Genomic DNA, 17539 nt, shown 5'->3' on the forward strand with positions numbered 1-17539 from the left:
TGATAGCGTTGCGTAAGTTGTTTTGGACAAGGAGTTATAAAATGACCGTTTCGTTTGTCGCCAAGGCCTCGGTGTTGCTGCTATTCCTGGGCAGTACGCTCTACGTGCATCTGCGCGGTAAGGCGCGTTTGCCGGTATTGCGCCAGTTCGTTAATCACTCGGCGTTGTTTGCCCCCTACAACGCCTTGATGTACCTGTTTTCCGGCGTGCCGTCCAAACCGTATCTGGACCGCAGCAAGTTCCCCGAGCTCGATGTGCTCAAGGACAATTGGCAAGTTATCCGCGACGAGGCCATGCACCTGTTCGACGAGGGGTACATCCGGGCTGCGGAAAAGAACAACGACGCGGGCTTTGGTTCGTTCTTCAAGAAAGGCTGGAAACGCTTCTACCTCAAGTGGTACGACAAAGCGCTGCCGTCAGCCGAATTGCTGTGCCCCCGCACCGTCGAGCTGGTCAACCAGATCCCGAATGTGCGCGGTGCGATGTTTGCCCTGTTGCCGGGCGGCAGCCACTTGAACCCCCATCGAGACCCGTTTGCCGGTTCCCTGCGCTATCACCTCGGGCTGTCCACGCCCAATTCCGACGACTGCCGGATCTTCGTTGACGGTCAGATCTATGCCTGGCGCGACGGCGAAGACGTCATGTTCGATGAGACCTACGTGCACTGGGTCAAGAACGAAACGCCGCAGACCCGGGTGATCCTGTTCTGTGACATCGAACGACCCTTGAAAAGCCGGCTGATGACCCGTCTCAACCGCGCCATCAGCGCCTTTCTTGGCCGCGCCACCGCGCCGCAGAACCTCGACGATGAACACGTTGGTGGCATCAACCGGGCCTACGCCTGGAGCAAGTCGTTCAGTGACGGCATCAGCGGCCAGGTCAAGCAATGGAAACGCAAGCATCCCAAGGCGTACCGGGTGATGCGGCCAGTATTGGCGGTCGCGGTGCTGACGGTCCTTGGCTATTGGTTATTCGTTTAAACATTGCGTAACACTTCGAGCGCTGGTTATAGTCAGCGCTTGTCGGGTTCTCGAACCCACCCTCCAAGAGATCGGCTCATGCCTGCATCCCCTGTCATCGCGGTTGTCGTCCCAGCGTTCAGCGCTGGCGTCGTGCCGTGCGGGAATCAGCAGCCTGCGCAGATCGGTCAATACCCCCCACCAGCCAGTAACCCACCGGTGTACGCCGTCGTATCACCGCCGGGTGTTGGCGTTCAGGGCTGATCGGCAACTGCTGTCATCCCCTGTGCTCGCCTGAAACAACTACTGGACTTCAGCTTCGGCTGAGTTGGCTTTTTGCCTGACTACAGGTGGTATTCATGTTTTCCCTATCCAAAAACGCCTTATTGGCGGCGGCTTCCACGAGCCTGTTTGTTCTGCTGTGGAGCAGCGGGGCGATCTTTTCCAAGCTCGGCCTGGCCCACGCGTCACCTTTTGCCTTCCTGCTGATCCGTTTTGCCATCGCCCTGTCGGCGCTGGTGCTGTTGATCCCGGTGTTCAAGTTCAAACTGCCGAAAACCGGCAGGCCGATGCTGTACGCGGCGACCACCGGGCTGGTGCTGCTGGGGGCCTATCAGATCTTCTATCTGCTGGCCCTGCAAATGAACGTCACCCCCGGGGTGATGGCGACGCTGATGGGCGTGCAGCCGATCCTTACCGTGGTGCTCGTGGAGCGCCAGCGATCCTGGCAGCGCCTGTTCGGCTTGGCGCTGGGGTTGGTGGGATTGGTCATGGTGGTGTACCAGGGGATCGGCCTGGCCGGCATCTCCCTGGCCGGGATGCTTTGCGGTTTGCTGGCGCTGGTGAGCATGACGGCCGGTTCCATCATGCAGAAGCGCATCACCGATAATCCCCTGGGCACCCTGCCTGTGCAGTACCTGGCTGGGCTCGTATTGTGCGCGGTGTTCGTGCCATTCCAGCCGTTTCACTTTGAGTACAGTGTGGGCTTCATCGGACCAGTGTTGTGGATGGCGCTGGTGGTGTCGGTGCTGGCGACGTTGCTGCTGTACCGTTTGATCGCTCGGGGCAACCTGGTGAATGTCACCAGCCTGTTCTACTTGGTGCCGGCAGTGACGGCGATCATGGACTACCTGGTGTTTGGCAATCGGCTGGCGTTGTTGAGCTGGCTGGGGATGGTGCTGATCATCGTTGGGTTGGTGTTTGTGTTTCGTAAAAGCCGTTAGCCGCTAGCGCTCTGGCAACTGTTGTATCGCACTCGCGAGCAAGCTCGCTCCCACAAGGACTGCACATGACCCTGTGGGAGCGAGCTTGCTCGCGATGGCATTTTCAACAGCGCCGACGAACTACCGGGCAGACACCTCAGCCGGTTTCACCACCCCAGGCTTGAGCACCAGCCACAACGCCGCTGCAATCAACACCCCACCATACAGATGCGCCATCCCCAGCGGCTCATCCAGCAGCAATGCCCCCACAACACGCCGAACGGCGGGATCAGGAAAGTCACGGTCATGGATTTGACCGGACCGATGGAGCTGAGCAGGCGGAAATAAAGGATGTACGCCAGCGCGGTGCACACCAGGCCTAGCCCCAGCAGTGACAACCAGACGCTCCAACCACCCCAGCTGACGGGCGGCTGGCTGATGACGCTGTAGCCAAACAGAGGCAGCAAAAATACCGTGGCGCCAAACATACTGCCCAGGGCTGAAAGGCGGCTGTCCAGCCCGCCTTGATGATCGAGCCAGCGGCGGGTGAGGAAGCCGGCGAAGCCGTAGCACGTGGTGGCGAGCAGGCAGGCGAGGGCGCCCATCAGCAATTGCAGGTCGAAGGCCACCGGGCCGGCACGGGTCAGGATACCGACGCCGAGCAATCCCAGGAACACGCCGCTGACCTTGGCGGTGGTGAGTTTTTCGCTGAAGAACAACCCGCCGATCAGCACGCCCATCAACGGCGTGGTGGCGTTGAAGATGGCTGAGTAACCGGCTGGCAGCACTTGGGCGGCCAGCGAATAAAACGTCGCCGGGATGCCCGAATTGATCAGGCCCAGAACCATCACGACTTTCAACTTGCCGCGAAAATTCCAGTCGACGCGCATCAGCGCCAGGATCACCAGCAGTCCGACGAAGGCGATGGATACGCGGAAAAAGGCGGTGGGGATCGTGCCAATGACGGGGGCGATAATGCGCATGAACAGGAAGCTCGCCCCCCAGATGGCGGCCAGTGACAGCAAACGCAAGGTGTCGACGAGGTTCACGAGTCATTCCTTCCTTGATTGGGCGGCAAGTGTCGCCGCCCTGAATACCGATGGCAATGGTTGCGTTGCCGCGCGATTGGCCTCTAAGCTCAGTCGCCCATAACACGCATGACCCGCCGAGGTTTACCCTATGCCGCAGCCATGGCCCGCCACCGATATCGCCCGTTCGATTCTCGACGGCTTCGACGATTATCGTGAGCATTTCCGGCAGATCACCGACGGTGCCCGTGCCCGGTTCGAGCAGGCCCGGTGGCTGGAAGCCCAAGCGGCTTCGGCGGCGCGAATCAATTTATATGAAGAAAAAGTCTTTGAAACCGTCACTCGATTGCGTGCGACCTTCGACGCCGAGTCGTTGATGGATGTCGGCTGTTGGCCGCTGGTCAAAAGCGCTTACATCAGCCTGATCGACCTGCGCTTCGACGATGAACTGTCCGAGACCTGGTACAACTCGATCTTCTGCGGGCTGTTCAGTCATGATCTGATCAGCGACGGCACCATGTTTATCCACACCACCCGACCCAGCCTGCGTCGCGCCCGCGCCGCCCAGACCCGCACCTACAAACCCCAGGGCCAACTGGACCGGATGCTGGCGAGTGTGTTTGCCGATTACCGCTTCAGCGAGGATTACGCTGACCTGCCAGGCGACCTGAAGCGTCTCGAAGCCCAGCTGCGGGAGAATCTGCCGGATTGGGTCTGCAAGGACCCGGAACTGACGGTGGAGTTGTTTTCTTCCGTGCTCTATCGCAATAAGGGCGCTTACCTGGTGGGCCGGATCTACACCCGCGATGAGCAATGGCCGCTGGTGATCCCGCTGCTGCACCGCGAAGGCCGGGGCATCCAGATCGACGCGCTGATCACTGACGAGGCGCAGGTGTCGATCATCTTCTCGTTCACCCGCTCGTACTTCATGGTGGACGTGCCGGTGCCGGCGGAATTCATCGGCTTTCTCAAGCGCATCCTGCCGGGCAAGCACATCGCCGAGCTGTACACCTCCATCGGTTTCTACAAACACGGCAAATCCGAGTTCTACCGGGCGCTGATCAATCATCTGGCGAACACCGACGACCAGTTCATCATGGCGCCGGGCGTGCGCGGCATGGTCATGAGCGTATTCACGCTGCCGGGCTTCAACACCGTCTTCAAGATCATCAAGGACCGTTTCTCGCCGTCGAAAAACGTCGACCGTGCCACGGTGATCGAAAAGTACCGCCTGGTGAAAAGCGTCGACCGGGTCGGACGCATGGCCGATACCCAGGAGTTCGCCGATTTCCGTTTTCCCCTGGGCAAGTTCGAGCCGGCGTGCCTGGCGGAATTGCTGGAAGTGGCGCCATCCACGGTGTCGGTGGAAGGCGACACGGTGCTGATTCGCCACTGCTGGACCGAACGGCGCATGACCCCGCTGAACCTCTACCTGGAAAACGCCAACCAAGACCAGGTGCGTGAAGCGCTGGAAGATTATGGCCTGGCCATCAAGCAACTCGCTGCGGCGAATATCTTCCCTGGCGACATGCTGCTCAAGAACTTCGGCGTGACCCGCCACGGCCGTGTGGTGTTCTACGACTACGATGAAATCTGTTTCCTGACCGAAGCCAACTTCCGTCACATTCCCCAGCCTCGCACCCCGGAAGACGAAATGGCCTCCGAGCCCTGGTATTCCATCGGGCCGCTGGACGTGTTCCCCGAAGAATTCCCGCCCTTCCTGTTCGCCGACGCGGGGCAGCGCAAGCTGTTCGACCAGTTGCATGGCGAGCTGTACAACGCCGACTATTGGAAAAGCCTGCAAGAGGCGATCCGGGCGGGGAAGGTGATCGATGTGTTTCCGTATCGGCGCAAGGACCTGGACAGCGAATAACCCGGCAGGTAAACGAAGCCCCCACAAAAGCAGCCTTGACGAAAATCTCCCGTGGGAGCGAGCTTGCTCGCGATAACGGTGTATCAGTCAACATCAATGCAGGCTGAACCACCGCCATCGCGAGCAAGCTCGCTCCACAAGGGTGTGGCGGTGGCTGCTTTGCGTGTTCGGCGCAATGGCCGCAAATCTGCGACAATCCGCCCCTGCACAAACCGACGACCCTTGCGTACCTGATGACTGACCAAGCCCCCGCTATCGACAAGCTGCTGAAAAACCTCGACCACGCCATGCTCGCCGACCGTCACCGGTTGCGGCGCCAGTTGCTCGAGCTGCGCAAGAATCCCGATGAGGCCAAGCTGGCCCAGTGGGTGACGCGCATGCAGGCGTCATGCGACCAGGTGCTGGCGCGCAAGGCGAGCCTGCCGGCGATCCGCTACGACGACAATTTGCCGATCGCCGCCAAGCGCGACGAAATCAAGGAGGCGTTGCTCAAGCATCAGGTGCTGATCATCGCCGGCGAAACCGGCTCGGGCAAAACCACGCAGTTGCCGAAGATCTGCCTGGAAATCGGTCGTGGCCAGCATGGCCTGATCGGCCACACCCAGCCGCGCCGGATCGCCGCTCGTAGCGTGGCGAGCCGTGTGGCCGAGGAGCTGGCGACGCCGTTGGGCGCGCTGGTGGGGTATCAGGTGCGCTTCGAGGACCAGAGCGACGCCAACACCCTGATCAAGCTGATGACCGACGGCATCCTGCTGGCCGAGACCCAGAACGACCGCTACCTCGAGCGCTACGACACGATCATCGTCGACGAAGCCCACGAACGCAGCCTGAACATCGACTTCCTGCTGGGCTACCTCAAGACCTTGCTGCCGCGCCGCCCGGACCTCAAGGTGATCATCACCTCGGCGACCATCGACCTGGAGCGTTTCTCCAAACACTTCGATGACGCGCCCATCGTGGAAGTCTCTGGCCGTACCTTCCCGGTGGAAACCTGGTATCGCCCCCTGACCCTGGAGCAGGACGAGGAGGGCAACCGGGTCGAGGACGACTTGACCGTCGACCAGGCGATCCTCGCCACCCTCGATGAAATCGCCGCGTTTGAACGCAGTGAGCGCCGCAGCCCAGGGGATGTGCTGGTGTTCCTGCCCGGTGAGCGGGAGATTCGCGACGCGGCGGAGATGCTGCGCAAGGCCCAGCTCAAACACACCGAGATCCTGCCGCTGTATGCGCGCTTGTCGCCGGCTGAACAACAGCGGATCTTCCAGTCGCACCCGGGCCGTCGCGTGGTGCTGGCGACCAACGTCGCGGAAACCTCGCTCACGGTGCCCGGCATCCGCTACGTGATCGACAGCGGAACCGCGCGCATCAGCCGCTACAGCTATCGCGCCAAGGTCCAGCGCCTGCCCATCGAAGCCATTTCCCAGGCCAGCGCCAACCAGCGCAAAGGCCGTTGCGGACGGGTTGAACCGGGGATTTGTGTGCGGTTGTACAGCGAAGAAGATTTCCTCGGTCGGCCGGAATTCACCGACCCGGAGATCCTGCGCACCAACCTCGCAGCGGTGATCCTGCAGATGCTGCACCTGCGCCTCGGCGAAATCACTGATTTCCCGTTCATCGAACCGCCGGACGGCAAGGCCATCAGCGACGGTTTCAACTTGCTGCAAGAGTTGTCGGCGGTGGACCGCAACAGTCAACTGACGCCGCTCGGTCGGCAGTTGGCGCGCTTGCCGGTGGACCCGCGCATGGGTCGCATGCTGCTGGAAGCGGCGAAATTGGGCAGCTTGCAGGAAGTGTTGATCGTCGCCAGCGCCATGTCGATCCAGGACCCGCGCGAGCGTCCGCCCGAGCGCCAACAGGCGGCCGATCAGGCCCACGCCCAATGGAAGGACCCGGACTCGGATTTCGCCGGGCTGGTCAATCTGTGGCGCGGTTTCGAAGAGCAGCGCCAGGCCCTGACTGCCAGCCCGCTGCGCAACTGGTGCCGCAAGAACTTCCTCAACTACCTGCGCTTGCGCGAGTGGCGCGATTCCCATCGCCAGTTGAGCCTGATCTGTCGCGACATGCAGTTGAGCCTCAATAAGGAATCGGCGGATTACCCGAAACTGCACAAAGCGGTGCTCTCGGGCCTGTTGAGCCAGATCGGCCAGAAAACCGAAGACGGCGACTACCTCGGTGCTCGCCAGCGACGGTTCTGGATTCATCCGTCATCGGGCTTGGGCAAGAAGCGTCCGCAGTGGCTGATGACCGCCGAACTGGTGGAAACCACCAAGCTGTACGCGCGCATGGTGGCCAAGATCGAGCCGGACTGGATCGAGCCGCTGGCCGGTCACCTGATCAAGAAAAACCACTTCGAACCTCATTGGGAGAAGAAGCGCGGGCAAGTGGTGGCGTACGAACAGATCACCCTGTTCGGGCTGATCGTGGTCGGTCGCCGGCCGGTGCACTACGGGCCGGTGGACCCGGTGGTGTCGCGGGAGTTGTTCATTCGCGAGGCGCTGGTGCGCGGTGAGATCCAGTCCAAGGCCAAGTGCCTGAGCGCCAATACCCGCTTGCTGGAGCAACTCGACGAGCTGGAGGCCAAGGCCCGCCGTCGCGACATCCTGGCGGACGAAGAAACCCTGTTTGCGTTCTACGATGCGCGTTTGCCGGCAGAGATTCACCAGACCGCGACGTTCGACAGCTGGTACCGGGTCAACAGCCAGAAAGACCCGCAGTTGCTGATCATGCGCGAAGAAGACGTGCTCGCCCGCGAGGCCAGTGAAGTCACCGCCGCGCATTACCCGGACACCTTGCGCGTCGGCGACCTGACCTTGCCGTTGAGCTACCACTTCGAACCCAACCATGCCCGCGACGGCGTGACCTTGCGCGTGCCGGCGCCGCTGTTGCCGATGCTGCCGCCGGAACGTCTGGAATGGCTGGTGCCCGGGATGATCGAGGCCAAGTGCATTGCCCTGGTGCGCAACCTGCCCAAGGCCCTGCGCAAGAACTTCGTGCCGGTGCCCGACTTCGTCAAGGCTGCGCTGCAACGCATCACCTTTGCCGAGGGTTCGTTGCCGCAAGCCCTGGGCCGTGAGCTGCTGCGCATGACCGGCGCGCGGGTCAGCGACGAAGCCTGGGCGGAAGCGGCGCAGCAGGTGGAAAGCCATCTGCGCATGAACCTGGAAATCGTCGACGGCCAGGGCAAGTTCCTGGGTGAAGGCCGGGACCTGGCCGAACTGACGGCGCGTTTTGCCGAAGCCAGCCAGGCTGCCTTGGCCGTGCCGCAAACGGCCAAGAGCCAGGCACCAGTGGAGGCGAAAATCTTCGCGCCGGTCGCCGAGAAAACCCAACAGAAAATTGCCGGACTGTCGATGACCGTCTACCCGGCGCTGGTGGAAGAGGGTGGCGTGGTCAAGGAGGGCCGCTTCCCGACCCCGGCCGAAGCCGAGTTTCAGCATCGCCGCGCCTTGCAGCGCTTGTTGATGCAGCAATTGGCGGAGTCGGCGAAGTTCCTGCGGGGCAAACTGCCTGGGCTGACGGAGCTGGGCCTGCTGTATCGAGAACTGGGGCGGATCGACAGCCTGGTGGAAGACATCCTGCTGGCCAGCCTCGACAGTTGCGTACTCGAAGGTGAAGCGAGCCTGCCCCGTGACGGCGCCGCGCTGGCCTCCCTGGCCGAGCGCAAGCGCGGCGGCTGGACCGAACACGCCGAACGCCTGGCGAAGCTGACCCTGGACATCCTCAAGCTCTGGCATGGCCTGCAAAAACGCTTCAAGGGCAAGATCGACCTGGCCCAGGCCGTGGCGCTGAACGACATCAAGCAGCAACTCAGCCATCTGGTGTATCCGGGCTTCGTGCGCGAAACCCCGCACCAATGGCTCAAGGAACTGCCGCGCTACCTCAAGGCCATCGAACAACGATTCGAGAAACTGGGTAGCCAAGTGCAGAAGGACCGGGTCTGGAGCGGCGAACTGTCGAACCTCTGGGCCCAATACCAGGCCCGCGCCAGCAAACACGCCCAAGAAGGCAAGCGCGACCCGCAACTGGAGTTGTACCGTTGGTGGCTGGAGGAATACCGGGTGTCGCTGTTCGCCCAGCAGTTGGGGACCAAAGTGCCGATTTCCGACAAGCGCCTGAGCAAGCAGTGGAGCGTGGTGGAAGGTTGATCGCAGAATCAGGGGTAGGCCCATAACCCCTGTGGGAGCGGGCTTGCTCGCGAATGCAATTGCATATTCAACATTGTTGCAAGCTGACCCACCGCCTTCGCGAGCAAGCCCGCTCCCACAGAGTTTTGTGTGGTGAAGAAGGGAGAATGGGCCAAACGCCAGCGTTTATGGCAAACTTCGCGCCTATAAATACCGGTCCCGTGGTTTTGAGCTTCACTGCCCCGGGCGGATCGGAATAAAGCACTGCCAGGTCTGCTTCCCCTGGATGGGAAAAGACCCTTTGTGTATTGGTACGTCGGTGCCAATGCTTTCTGCCTGAACAGATCAGAGACACGACCATGCATAACGTCGTCATCAGCGGCACCGGCCTGTACACCCCGGCCAATAGCATCTCCAACGAAGAGCTGGTGCAATCGTTCAATACCTATGTCACGCAGTTCAATGCCGACAACGCCGACGCCATCGAGCGCGGTGAAGTCGAGGCATTGACCGAGTCCAACGCCGCGTTCATCGAAAAGGCCTCCGGCATCAAGAGCCGCTTTGTCATGGACAAGGACGGCATCCTCGACCCGCAACGCATGGCGCCGCGCCTGCCCGAACGTTCCAACGACGAATGGTCGGTGCTCTGCGAAATGGCCGTCGGTGCTGCCAGGCAGGCCCTGGAACGCGCCGGCCGCACGGCCGCCGATATCGATGGCGTGATCGTCGCCTGTTCCAACCTGCAGCGCGCGTATCCGGCCATTGCCATCGAGGTCCAGGAAGCCCTGGGCATCGAAGGTTTCGGTTTCGACATGAACGTGGCCTGTTCTTCCGCGACGTTCGGCATCCAGGCCGCGGCCAACAGCGTACAACTGGGCCAGGCCCGGGCGATCCTGATGGTCAACCCGGAAGTCTGCACCGGGCACCTGAACTTCCGTGACCGCGACAGCCACTTCATCTTTGGCGACGCGGCCACCGCCGTGATCATCGAACGGGCTGACCTGGCGACTTCGCCGTATCAGTTCGACGTGGTCAGCACCAAGCTGCTCACCAAGTTCTCCAACAACATCCGCAACAACTTCGGCTTCCTCAACCGCGCCGCCGAAGAGGGCATCGGCAGCCGCGACAAGTTGTTCGTCCAGGAAGGCCGCAAAGTGTTCCGCGACGTCTGCCCGATGGTGGCCGAGCTGATCGGTGCTCACCTGGAAGAAAACCAGCTGAACGTCGGCGAAGTGAAGCGCTTCTGGCTGCATCAGGCCAACTTGAGCATGAACCACCTGATCGTGCGCAAGTTGCTGGGCCGCGAAGCCACCGAAGAGGAAGCGCCAGTGATCCTCGACCGCTACGCCAACACCAGTTCGGCGGGCTCGGTGATTGCGTTTCACAAATACCAGGATGATTTGCCCAGCGGCTCGGTTGCCGTGCTCAGCTCGTTTGGCGCTGGGTACTCGATTGGCAGCGTGATTCTGCGTAAGCATTGATCGGGTCTGGCTCAGCTTTTGTGGCGAGGGAGCTTGCTCCCGCTGGGCTGCGAAGCGGCCCCAGGACTTTGCGGTTGCTACGCAACCGAGCGGGAGCAAGCTCCCTCGCCACAACAGCACTACCAGTCCACCAGGCAATGGGGTGTTGAATGACGGTCACCGATGACACCCAACTGCTCACACGCCTCCTGGCCGGTGAGCAGCAGGCCTACAAGGAGCTGGTCAGCACCTACCAGGGCCCCATGCGGGCGGTGGCGTATGCCATCGTCGGCAGTCGCCATGCCGATGAAGTGGTGCAGGACGCGTGGTTGTCGGTGGTGCGCAATCTCACCGGTTTCCAGGGGCGTTCCAGTCTCAAGACTTGGCTGCTGACGATCACTGCCAACGCCGCCAAGGGCCGTTACAAGCAGAACCGCCGGGAAGTGCTGCTCGATGATCTGCCGTCGCCCCACGGCACCCTCGGCGATGATCGCTTCGCCGCCGATGGTCATTGGCTGCTGGCGCCGTTCGCCTGGCACCAGGACACACCGGAGGCGTTGCTCACGATGAGCGAATTGCGCGATTGCCTTGAACACACCCTGCTCAGCCTGTCGGAACTGCAAGGCAGCGTGTTGACCCTGCGGGAACGCCAGGGGCTGGAGCCGGAAGAGATCTGTAATCTTCTCGACATCTCGCTCTCCAACGTACGCGTGCTGTTGCATCGCGCCCGGCTGAAGGTCTTCGCGACCGTGGAACATTTCGAGGAAACCGGCGAATGCTGACCTGCAAGGAACAAGTGGCACGCTCCAGCGACTATCTCGATGGCCAACTGAGCTTTCGTGAACGCCTGATGGTGCGTCACCACCTGATGTTCTGCCCCAACTGCCGGCGCTTTATCCGCCAGATGCGCCTGATGCAGGCGACCCTCAGGAAACTCCCGGAACCGCCCATTCCTGACCTGGATCACCTCGCCGAGAAACTCGCCGCCGAGCGTCGCCGAAACATCCGCTGAGCCTGAGAAACTACCTCCCCCTGTGGGAGTGAGCTTGCTCGCGATGGCGGCGTGTCAGGCAGAAATCTGTCACTGCCATACCTCTATCGCGAGCAAGCTCGCTCCCACAGGGGGGTTGCCGTTGCGCCTGGTTATTTCCTTTCGAAGTAAAAAGTTCCGCTGTCATAAAATCTTTATGTGATGGCAACTTGCCTGACACAACCCATCGCCAAGATCCCCTCCCAACACCAGCGGGCCCGGTTCCGCGTGTTTTCTAACGCATAGACTACCAACAGGGGAATTCTTCGATGATTCGCAAGCACTTCGCAGGTGTTGCCGCCAGCGCACTGGCCATGGCAGTAACCGCCCAGGCTTTCGCCGGTACCGTCACCACCGATGGCGCCGATATCGTGGTTAAAACCAAGGGCGGCCTTGAGGTCGCTACCACTGACAAAGAGTTCAGCTTCAAGCTCGGTGGTCGTTTGCAGGCTGACTACAGCCAGTTCGACGGGATCTACACCGACAATGGTGACAAGGCCGATGCCGCTTACATCCGCCGTGGCTTTCTGGAACTGTCTGGCGTGCTGTACACGGATTGGGCCTACACCATCAACTACGACTTCTCCCACAACAGCGGCGACTCCGATAACGGCTACTTCGACGAAGCGTCCCTGGCCTACAACGGCTTCAAGCCGGTTTCGATCAAGGTCGGTCGTTTCGACCCCGACTTCGGCCTGGAAAAAGCCACCAGCTCCAAGTGGGTGACTGCTCCTGAGCGCAACGCCGCCTATGACCTGATCGACTGGGCCAACGGCCACCAGAACGGTCTGGGCATCCAGGCTTCCAGCACCTTCGCCGATTCGTTCTATGCCTCGGCCGGTGTGTTCAGCAAGGACACCGACGACACTGACGGCAACAGCATCAAGCAAGCCAACGGTCGTTTCGTATTCGCCCCGATGCACGAGGCCGGCAACGTGTTGCACTTCGGCTTGAACGTGGCCTCGCGCGATGTCTCCGACACCGCGTTCGACGCGCGTTATCGCTCTCGCCTGGGCATGCGTGGCGTCGAGACCCTGGGCGGCAACGATGCCGGTCCTAACGGTAACCGTCCGGTACTGGGCGGCGCCAACAACTCGCCGGCCGGTTCGTACGACACGGATACCGCTTACGGCCTGGAAGCCGCTTTCGCCATGGGCCCTGCGTCGATCCAGGGTGAATACATTTCCCGCAAGACCAAGGCTGACAGCGACGCCTTCGAAGACCTCAAGGGCCACGGCTTCTACGTCCAGGGCGCCTACACCATCACCGGTGAATCCCGTGGTTATAAAGTCGGCAAGTTTGACGCGATCAAACCCCAGAACAAGTCCATCGGCGCGTGGGAAGTGTTCTATCGCTTCGACAGCATGACCGTCGAAGACGACAACATCACCACCGCCTCCGCCACCCGCGACGTGGGCGATGCCGAAGCCAAGGTGCACAACCTGGGCGTGAACTGGTACGCCAACGAGGCGGTGAAAATCACTGCCGCTTACGTCAAGGCCAAGACCGACAACGTCACCAACGCCAATGGCGATGACGATGGCAAAGGTGTGGTTGTTCGTGCCCAGTACGTGTTCTAAACCGTGCTGATTTGATACAGCGTTCTTGCTCCATCCGTTAAAGCTCCTTTGAACCCCACCTCTGGTGGGGTTTTTTTATGCCTGCCCGGTCAGGATCGGCGATACTCGTCCCATCCGCCGCCTGGATTTCGGGGAACCGCATGCCGCTTCACGTTTTCGACAGCCTGTCCGCCATCGCGCCGCAAGAATGGGACGCGCTGGTACCTGCCAACCAACCGTTCCTGCGCCACGCCTTCCTGAGTACCCTGGAAGACAGCGCCAGCCTCGGCCCGCAATCTGGCTGGCAGCCTGAGCATTTGCTGCACATTGAAGACGGTCGTCTGCTGGCGGCCTTGCCCAGTTACCGCAAATGGCATTCCTACGGAGAATATGTATTCGACCACCCCTGGGCCGATGCCTGCGCTCGGGCCGGGATCGAGTATTACCCCAAGTTGCTGACGGCGGTGCCGTTCAGTCCGGTCAGTGGCCCACGACTGCTGGCGGCGCGGGTCGAGGATGGCATGGCGTTGCTGGGCAGCCTGCCGGGTTATCTAGACATCGAAGGGCTTTCCAGCGCTCACATTAACTTCACCGATGCCTTCACTGACGCGGCGCTGGCCGGGCAGGAGGGGTGGCTGCAGCGGATTGGCTGCCAGTACCACTGGCAAAATCGTGGTTATCGGGATTTCCAGGATTTTCTCGATGCGCTCAGTTCGCGCAAGCGTAAGCAGATGCGCAAGGAGCGTGAACAGGTGGCGGGGCAGGGCATCGAGTTCGAATGGCTCGAAGGTCAGCAACTGGACGAGGCCCAGTGGGACTTTGTCTACGCCTGTTACGCCAACACCTACGCGGTGCGTCGGCAGGCGCCGTACCTGACCCGGGCGTTCTTCAGCCTGCTGGCCGAGCGCATGCCCGAGGCCATTCGCGTGGTCTTGGCCAAGCAAGGTTCACGGCCGGTGGCGATGGCGTTCAGCCTAGTGGGCGGCGACAGTTTCTACGGGCGTTACTGGGGCTGCCTGGCGGAATTCGACCGCCTGCACTTCGAGACCTGCTTCTATCAAGGCATGGACTACGCGATTGCCCATGGCTTGCAGCGCTTTGATGCCGGGGCCCAGGGCGAACACAAATTGATTCGTGGGTTCGAGCCGGTGATTACCCGCTCGTGGCATTACTTGCGGCATCCGGGATTGAAAGCGGCGGTGGCGGATTTTCTTGTGCGCGAGCAAGAGGGGGTTCTGGCCTATGCCGAAGAGGCGAAAACAGCACTGCCTTATCGGCAGTGCTGATCTTCGCGGGGTGACTCAGCTGTCTTCGTTGCCCAGCCAGCGGTACGCGACACCGCCGATGACAGCACCCAGCAGCGGTGCTACCCAGAACAGCCACAGTTGCTCGATGGCCCAGCCGCCGACGATCAACGCCGGACCGGTACTGCGGGCCGGGTTGACGGACGTGTTGGTGACTGGAATCGAGATCAGGTGAATGAGCGTCAGGGCCAGGCCGATGGCAATCGGTGCCAGCCCGACCGGGGCACGTTTATCGGTGGCGCCGAGGATGATCAGGATGAACATCGCCGTCATGACCAGCTCGGTCACAAAACCTGCCGCCAACGAATACCCGCCGGGTGAATGTTCGCCGTAACCGTTCGATGCCAGGCCGGACGCGGCCAGGTCAAACCCTTCCTTGCCGCTGGCGATGAAGTAGATCAGCGCGGCGGCCAGCAAGCCACCGATGACCTGGGCGATGATGTAGGCAGGCAATTCCCTGGCCGGAAACCGCCCGCCCACGTACAAGCCCACCGACACCGCCGGATTCAGGTGGCAACCGGAGACATGACCGATGGCGAATGCCATGGTCAACACCGTCAAGCCAAACGCCAGGGCAACCCCCAGCACGCCAATCCCGGAGGCCGCCAATACCGCGCTGCCGCAGCCGCCCAACACCAGCCAGAACGTACCCAACAACTCAGTCGTTGAACGTTTGAGTAAAGACATAAGCATCCTTGATAAAACAGTCGTGATAATCGGTTATGCATCCAGCAGAATTACGACAGGTTCATCTCCAGAACCTGGGCTGAGTACAGCAGAGTGCGGTGACAAATCCAGCGGCATAAAAAAACCGCCAGCGTCATGGACGGTGGCGGTTTTGGCCGTGGTCGGCGGGGAGTATGTCGCGGCTGTTCGGGCTGGATGGATCCTGGACAGAATTTTTCAGAAAGGCCGTGGTGCTACTGACCCTACTGTTTAAGCACAGATCCCTGTGGCGAGGGAGCTTGCTCCCGCTGGGCTGCGTAGCAGCCCCAACAAGGCTGAGTTCCACCCGGCTCTATGGGGTGAAGCTCAGATTTTCAGGGGCGCTTCGCACCCCAGCGGGAGCAAGCTCCCTCGCCACGGGGTCAGCTGTGTCAGGTAGGAATCAGTCGATTCCCACAAACCCACCCGTCTGATGCTGCCACAACCGCGCATACAACCCACCGTGGGCCAGCAACTCGGCATGGCTGCCGGTTTCGGCGATGCGGCCATTTTCCAGCACCACCAGCCGGTCCATCCGGGCGATGGTGGAGAGGCGGTGGGCGATGGCGATCACGGTCTTGCCTTGCATCAGCGTCTCCAGGCTTTCCTGGATCGCCGCCTCGACTTCCGAGTCCAGCGCGGAGGTCGCTTCGTCCATGATCAGGATCGGCGCGTCCTTGAGCAGTACCCGGGCAATGGCGATGCGCTGGCGCTGGCCGCCGGACAGTTTCACGCCACGTTCACCCACATGGGCATCGAAGCCGGTGCGGCCTTCGGCGTCCGACAGTAACGGGATGAATTCATCGGCGCGGGCCTTGTGCACGGCTTCCCAGAGTTGTGCGTCGGTGGCGTCGGGCTTGCCGTAAAGCAGGTTGTCGCGAATCGAGCGATGCAGCAGCGAGGTGTCCTGGGTAATCATGCCGATGCGCTCGCGCAGGCTTTCCTGGCCGACTTCGGCGATGTCCTGGCCGTCGATGAGGATGCGCCCGCCCTGCACGTCATAGAGGCGCAGCAGCAGGTTGACCAGCGTGGACTTGCCCGCGCCGGACGGGCCGATCAAGCCGATTTTTTCGCCGGGCTTGATGGTCAGGTTGAGGTCGCCGATCACCCCGCTTTTCTTGCCATAGTGGAAGTCCACGTGCTCGAAACGCACCTCGCCGCGAGCCACCGCCAAGGGCTTGGCCTGGTCGCGGTCGGTGACGCTGACCGGTTGGGCGATGGTCTGCAGACCGTCCTGGACCATGCCGATGTTTTCGAAGATGCCGTTGACCACCCACATGATCCAGCCGGACATGTTGACGATGCGGATCACCAGCCCAGTGGCCAGGGCAATGGCGCCCACGCTGATCAGCGACTGGGTCCACAGCCACAACGCCAGCGCGGTGGTGCCGACGATCAGCAACCCGTTCATGCTGGTGATGACCACGTCCATGCTGGTCACCACGCGGCCGGCCAGTTGGGCTTTCTCGGTCTGTTCCTGGATGGCTTCGCGGGCGTATTGCTGTTCGAAGTTGGTGTGGGCAAACAGCTTCAGGGTGGTGATGTTGGTGTAGCCGTCGACGATCCGGCCCATGAGCTTGGAGCGGGCATCGGACGACACCACCGAGCGCTCCTTGACCCTTGGCACGAAGTAACAGAGGGCGCCGATGTAGGCGGCGATCCACATCAGCAGCGGAATCATCAGGCGCCAGTCGGCTTCGGCGAACAGCACCAGGGAACTGACGGCGTAGATCAGCACGTGCCACAAGGCATCAACGGCCTGTACTGCCGAGTCGCGCAGGGAGTTGCCGGTCTGCATGATGCGCTGGGCGATGCGCCCGGCGAAGTCGTTCTGGAAGAAATTCAGGCTCTGCTTGAGCACGTAGCTGTGGTTCTGCCAGCGGATCAGGCTGGTCATGCCGGGGCTCAGGGTCTGGTGCACCAGCAGGTCATGCAGGGCCACGAAGATCGGCCGAAAGACCAGCGCCACCACTGCCATCCAGGCGAGTTCCAGTCCGTGGATCTTGAAGAAGTCCACATTCGGCGTGCCCTGGGTCAGGTCGATGATGCGACTCAGGTAACTGAACAGCGCCACTTCGATCAGCGCGCCGATCAGGCCCACCACCAGCAGCACGGCGAAGCTGGGCCAGACTTGTTTCAGATAATAGGTGTAGAAGGGCAGGACCCGGTTCGGCGGGGCCGAAGTCGGGGCGTCACGGAAGATATCAATCAGTTTTTCGAAGCGGCGATAAACCATCGGTAAATGCCCTGGCAGGGGCTCTCCTTTTTGCTATGAGCGGCGCGGGATTGCCGCCG

11 protein-coding genes and 1 pseudogene are annotated in these 17539 nt (G+C 61.4%); 9 read left to right on the plus strand and 3 right to left on the minus strand.

The features are described from left to right. The first annotated feature begins 41 nt into the window (after window positions 1-41). Both CD58_RS07445 and CD58_RS07450 read left to right on the plus strand, forming a co-directional pair. The gene (locus CD58_RS07445) at window positions 42-980 is read left to right on the plus strand and encodes an aspartyl/asparaginyl beta-hydroxylase domain-containing protein (protein ID WP_025212409.1); all 939 of its coding nucleotides are present in this window, start codon (window positions 42-44) and stop codon (window positions 978-980) included. Between the two features lie 338 nt (window positions 981-1318). Further along, window positions 1319-2182 carry a DMT family transporter gene (locus tag CD58_RS07450; protein WP_025212410.1) on the plus strand — a complete coding sequence of 288 codons (864 nt, stop codon included), beginning with the start codon at window positions 1319-1321 and terminating at the stop codon, window positions 2180-2182. 120 nt (window positions 2183-2302) lie between these two features. Here CD58_RS07450 and CD58_RS07455 read toward each other — a convergent pair. Next, a pseudogene (locus tag CD58_RS07455) lies at window positions 2303-3210 on the minus strand (DMT family transporter). A gap of 130 nt (window positions 3211-3340) precedes the next feature. Here CD58_RS07455 and aceK point away from each other — a divergent pair. The 7 genes from aceK to CD58_RS07490 all read left to right on the plus strand — a co-directional run bounded on the left by aceK (window position 3341) and on the right by CD58_RS07490 (window position 14521). Continuing rightward, entirely contained in the window at window positions 3341-5062 is a 1722-nt protein-coding gene (aceK, locus tag CD58_RS07460; RefSeq protein ID WP_025212411.1) for a bifunctional isocitrate dehydrogenase kinase/phosphatase, read from the plus strand. 233 nt (window positions 5063-5295) lie between these two features. Further along, entirely contained in the window at window positions 5296-9207 is a 3912-nt protein-coding gene (gene hrpA, locus CD58_RS07465) for an ATP-dependent RNA helicase HrpA (protein ID WP_025212412.1), read from the plus strand. A 338-nt stretch (window positions 9208-9545) separates the two neighbouring features. Next, window positions 9546-10667: a beta-ketoacyl-ACP synthase III gene (locus CD58_RS07470; RefSeq protein ID WP_025212413.1), complete on the plus strand. Its 1122-nt coding sequence runs from the start codon at window positions 9546-9548 to the stop codon at window positions 10665-10667. 149 nt (window positions 10668-10816) lie between these two features. Further along, complete coding sequence (locus tag CD58_RS07475) at window positions 10817-11428, plus strand: RNA polymerase sigma factor (RefSeq protein WP_025212414.1); 612 nt, start codon at window positions 10817-10819, stop codon at window positions 11426-11428. Continuing rightward, a complete protein-coding gene (locus CD58_RS07480; RefSeq protein WP_025212415.1) occupies window positions 11422-11658 on the plus strand; it encodes an anti-sigma factor family protein in 237 nt (78 codons plus the stop codon). Before CD58_RS07475 ends, CD58_RS07480 begins: the two co-directional genes overlap by 7 nt. Window positions 11659-11945: 287 nt before the next feature. Continuing rightward, entirely contained in the window at window positions 11946-13256 is a 1311-nt protein-coding gene (locus tag CD58_RS07485; protein ID WP_025212416.1) for an OprO/OprP family phosphate-selective porin, read from the plus strand. Between the two features lie 140 nt (window positions 13257-13396). Continuing rightward, on the plus strand, window positions 13397-14521 hold the full coding sequence (locus CD58_RS07490) for a GNAT family N-acetyltransferase (RefSeq protein ID WP_025212417.1): 1125 nt from the start codon (window positions 13397-13399) through the stop codon (window positions 14519-14521). A gap of 15 nt (window positions 14522-14536) precedes the next feature. Here CD58_RS07490 and aqpZ read toward each other — a convergent pair whose 3' ends face one another. Together aqpZ and CD58_RS07500 are read right to left on the minus strand one after the other, a co-directional pair. Beyond that, the gene (gene aqpZ / locus CD58_RS07495; RefSeq protein WP_025212418.1) at window positions 14537-15226 is read right to left on the minus strand and encodes an aquaporin Z; all 690 of its coding nucleotides are present in this window, start codon (window positions 15224-15226) and stop codon (window positions 14537-14539) included. 421 nt (window positions 15227-15647) lie between these two features. Further along, a complete protein-coding gene (locus CD58_RS07500) occupies window positions 15648-17480 on the minus strand; it encodes an ABC transporter ATP-binding protein (protein WP_025212419.1) in 1833 nt (610 codons plus the stop codon). Window positions 17481-17539: the final 59 nt, after the last annotated feature.

Origin of the sequence: Pseudomonas brassicacearum, from assembly GCF_000585995.1 — a bacterium.
GTDB lineage: Bacteria > Pseudomonadota > Gammaproteobacteria > Pseudomonadales > Pseudomonadaceae > Aquipseudomonas > Aquipseudomonas brassicacearum_A.

What these genes read in the sequence shown, in the direction of transcription:
- CD58_RS07480 (WP_025212415.1), top strand. Translation starts at nt 11,422, where the DNA reads ATGCTGACCTGCAAGGAACAAGTGGCACGCTCCAGCGACTATCTCGAT.
- CD58_RS07450 (WP_025212410.1), top strand. Translation starts at nt 1,319, where the DNA reads ATGTTTTCCCTATCCAAAAACGCCTTATTGGCGGCGGCTTCCACGAGC.
- CD58_RS07445 (WP_025212409.1), top strand. Translation starts at nt 42, where the DNA reads ATGACCGTTTCGTTTGTCGCCAAGGCCTCGGTGTTGCTGCTATTCCTG.
- CD58_RS07470 (WP_025212413.1), top strand. Translation starts at nt 9,546, where the DNA reads ATGCATAACGTCGTCATCAGCGGCACCGGCCTGTACACCCCGGCCAAT.
- CD58_RS07485 (WP_025212416.1), top strand. Translation starts at nt 11,946, where the DNA reads ATGATTCGCAAGCACTTCGCAGGTGTTGCCGCCAGCGCACTGGCCATG.
- CD58_RS07500 (WP_025212419.1), bottom strand. Translation starts at nt 17,480, where the DNA reads ATGGTTTATCGCCGCTTCGAAAAACTGATTGATATCTTCCGTGACGCC.
- hrpA (WP_025212412.1), top strand. Translation starts at nt 5,296, where the DNA reads ATGACTGACCAAGCCCCCGCTATCGACAAGCTGCTGAAAAACCTCGAC.
- CD58_RS07490 (WP_025212417.1), top strand. Translation starts at nt 13,397, where the DNA reads ATGCCGCTTCACGTTTTCGACAGCCTGTCCGCCATCGCGCCGCAAGAA.
- aceK (WP_025212411.1), top strand. Translation starts at nt 3,341, where the DNA reads ATGCCGCAGCCATGGCCCGCCACCGATATCGCCCGTTCGATTCTCGAC.
- aqpZ (WP_025212418.1), bottom strand. Translation starts at nt 15,226, where the DNA reads ATGTCTTTACTCAAACGTTCAACGACTGAGTTGTTGGGTACGTTCTGG.
- CD58_RS07475 (WP_025212414.1), top strand. Translation starts at nt 10,817, where the DNA reads ATGACGGTCACCGATGACACCCAACTGCTCACACGCCTCCTGGCCGGT.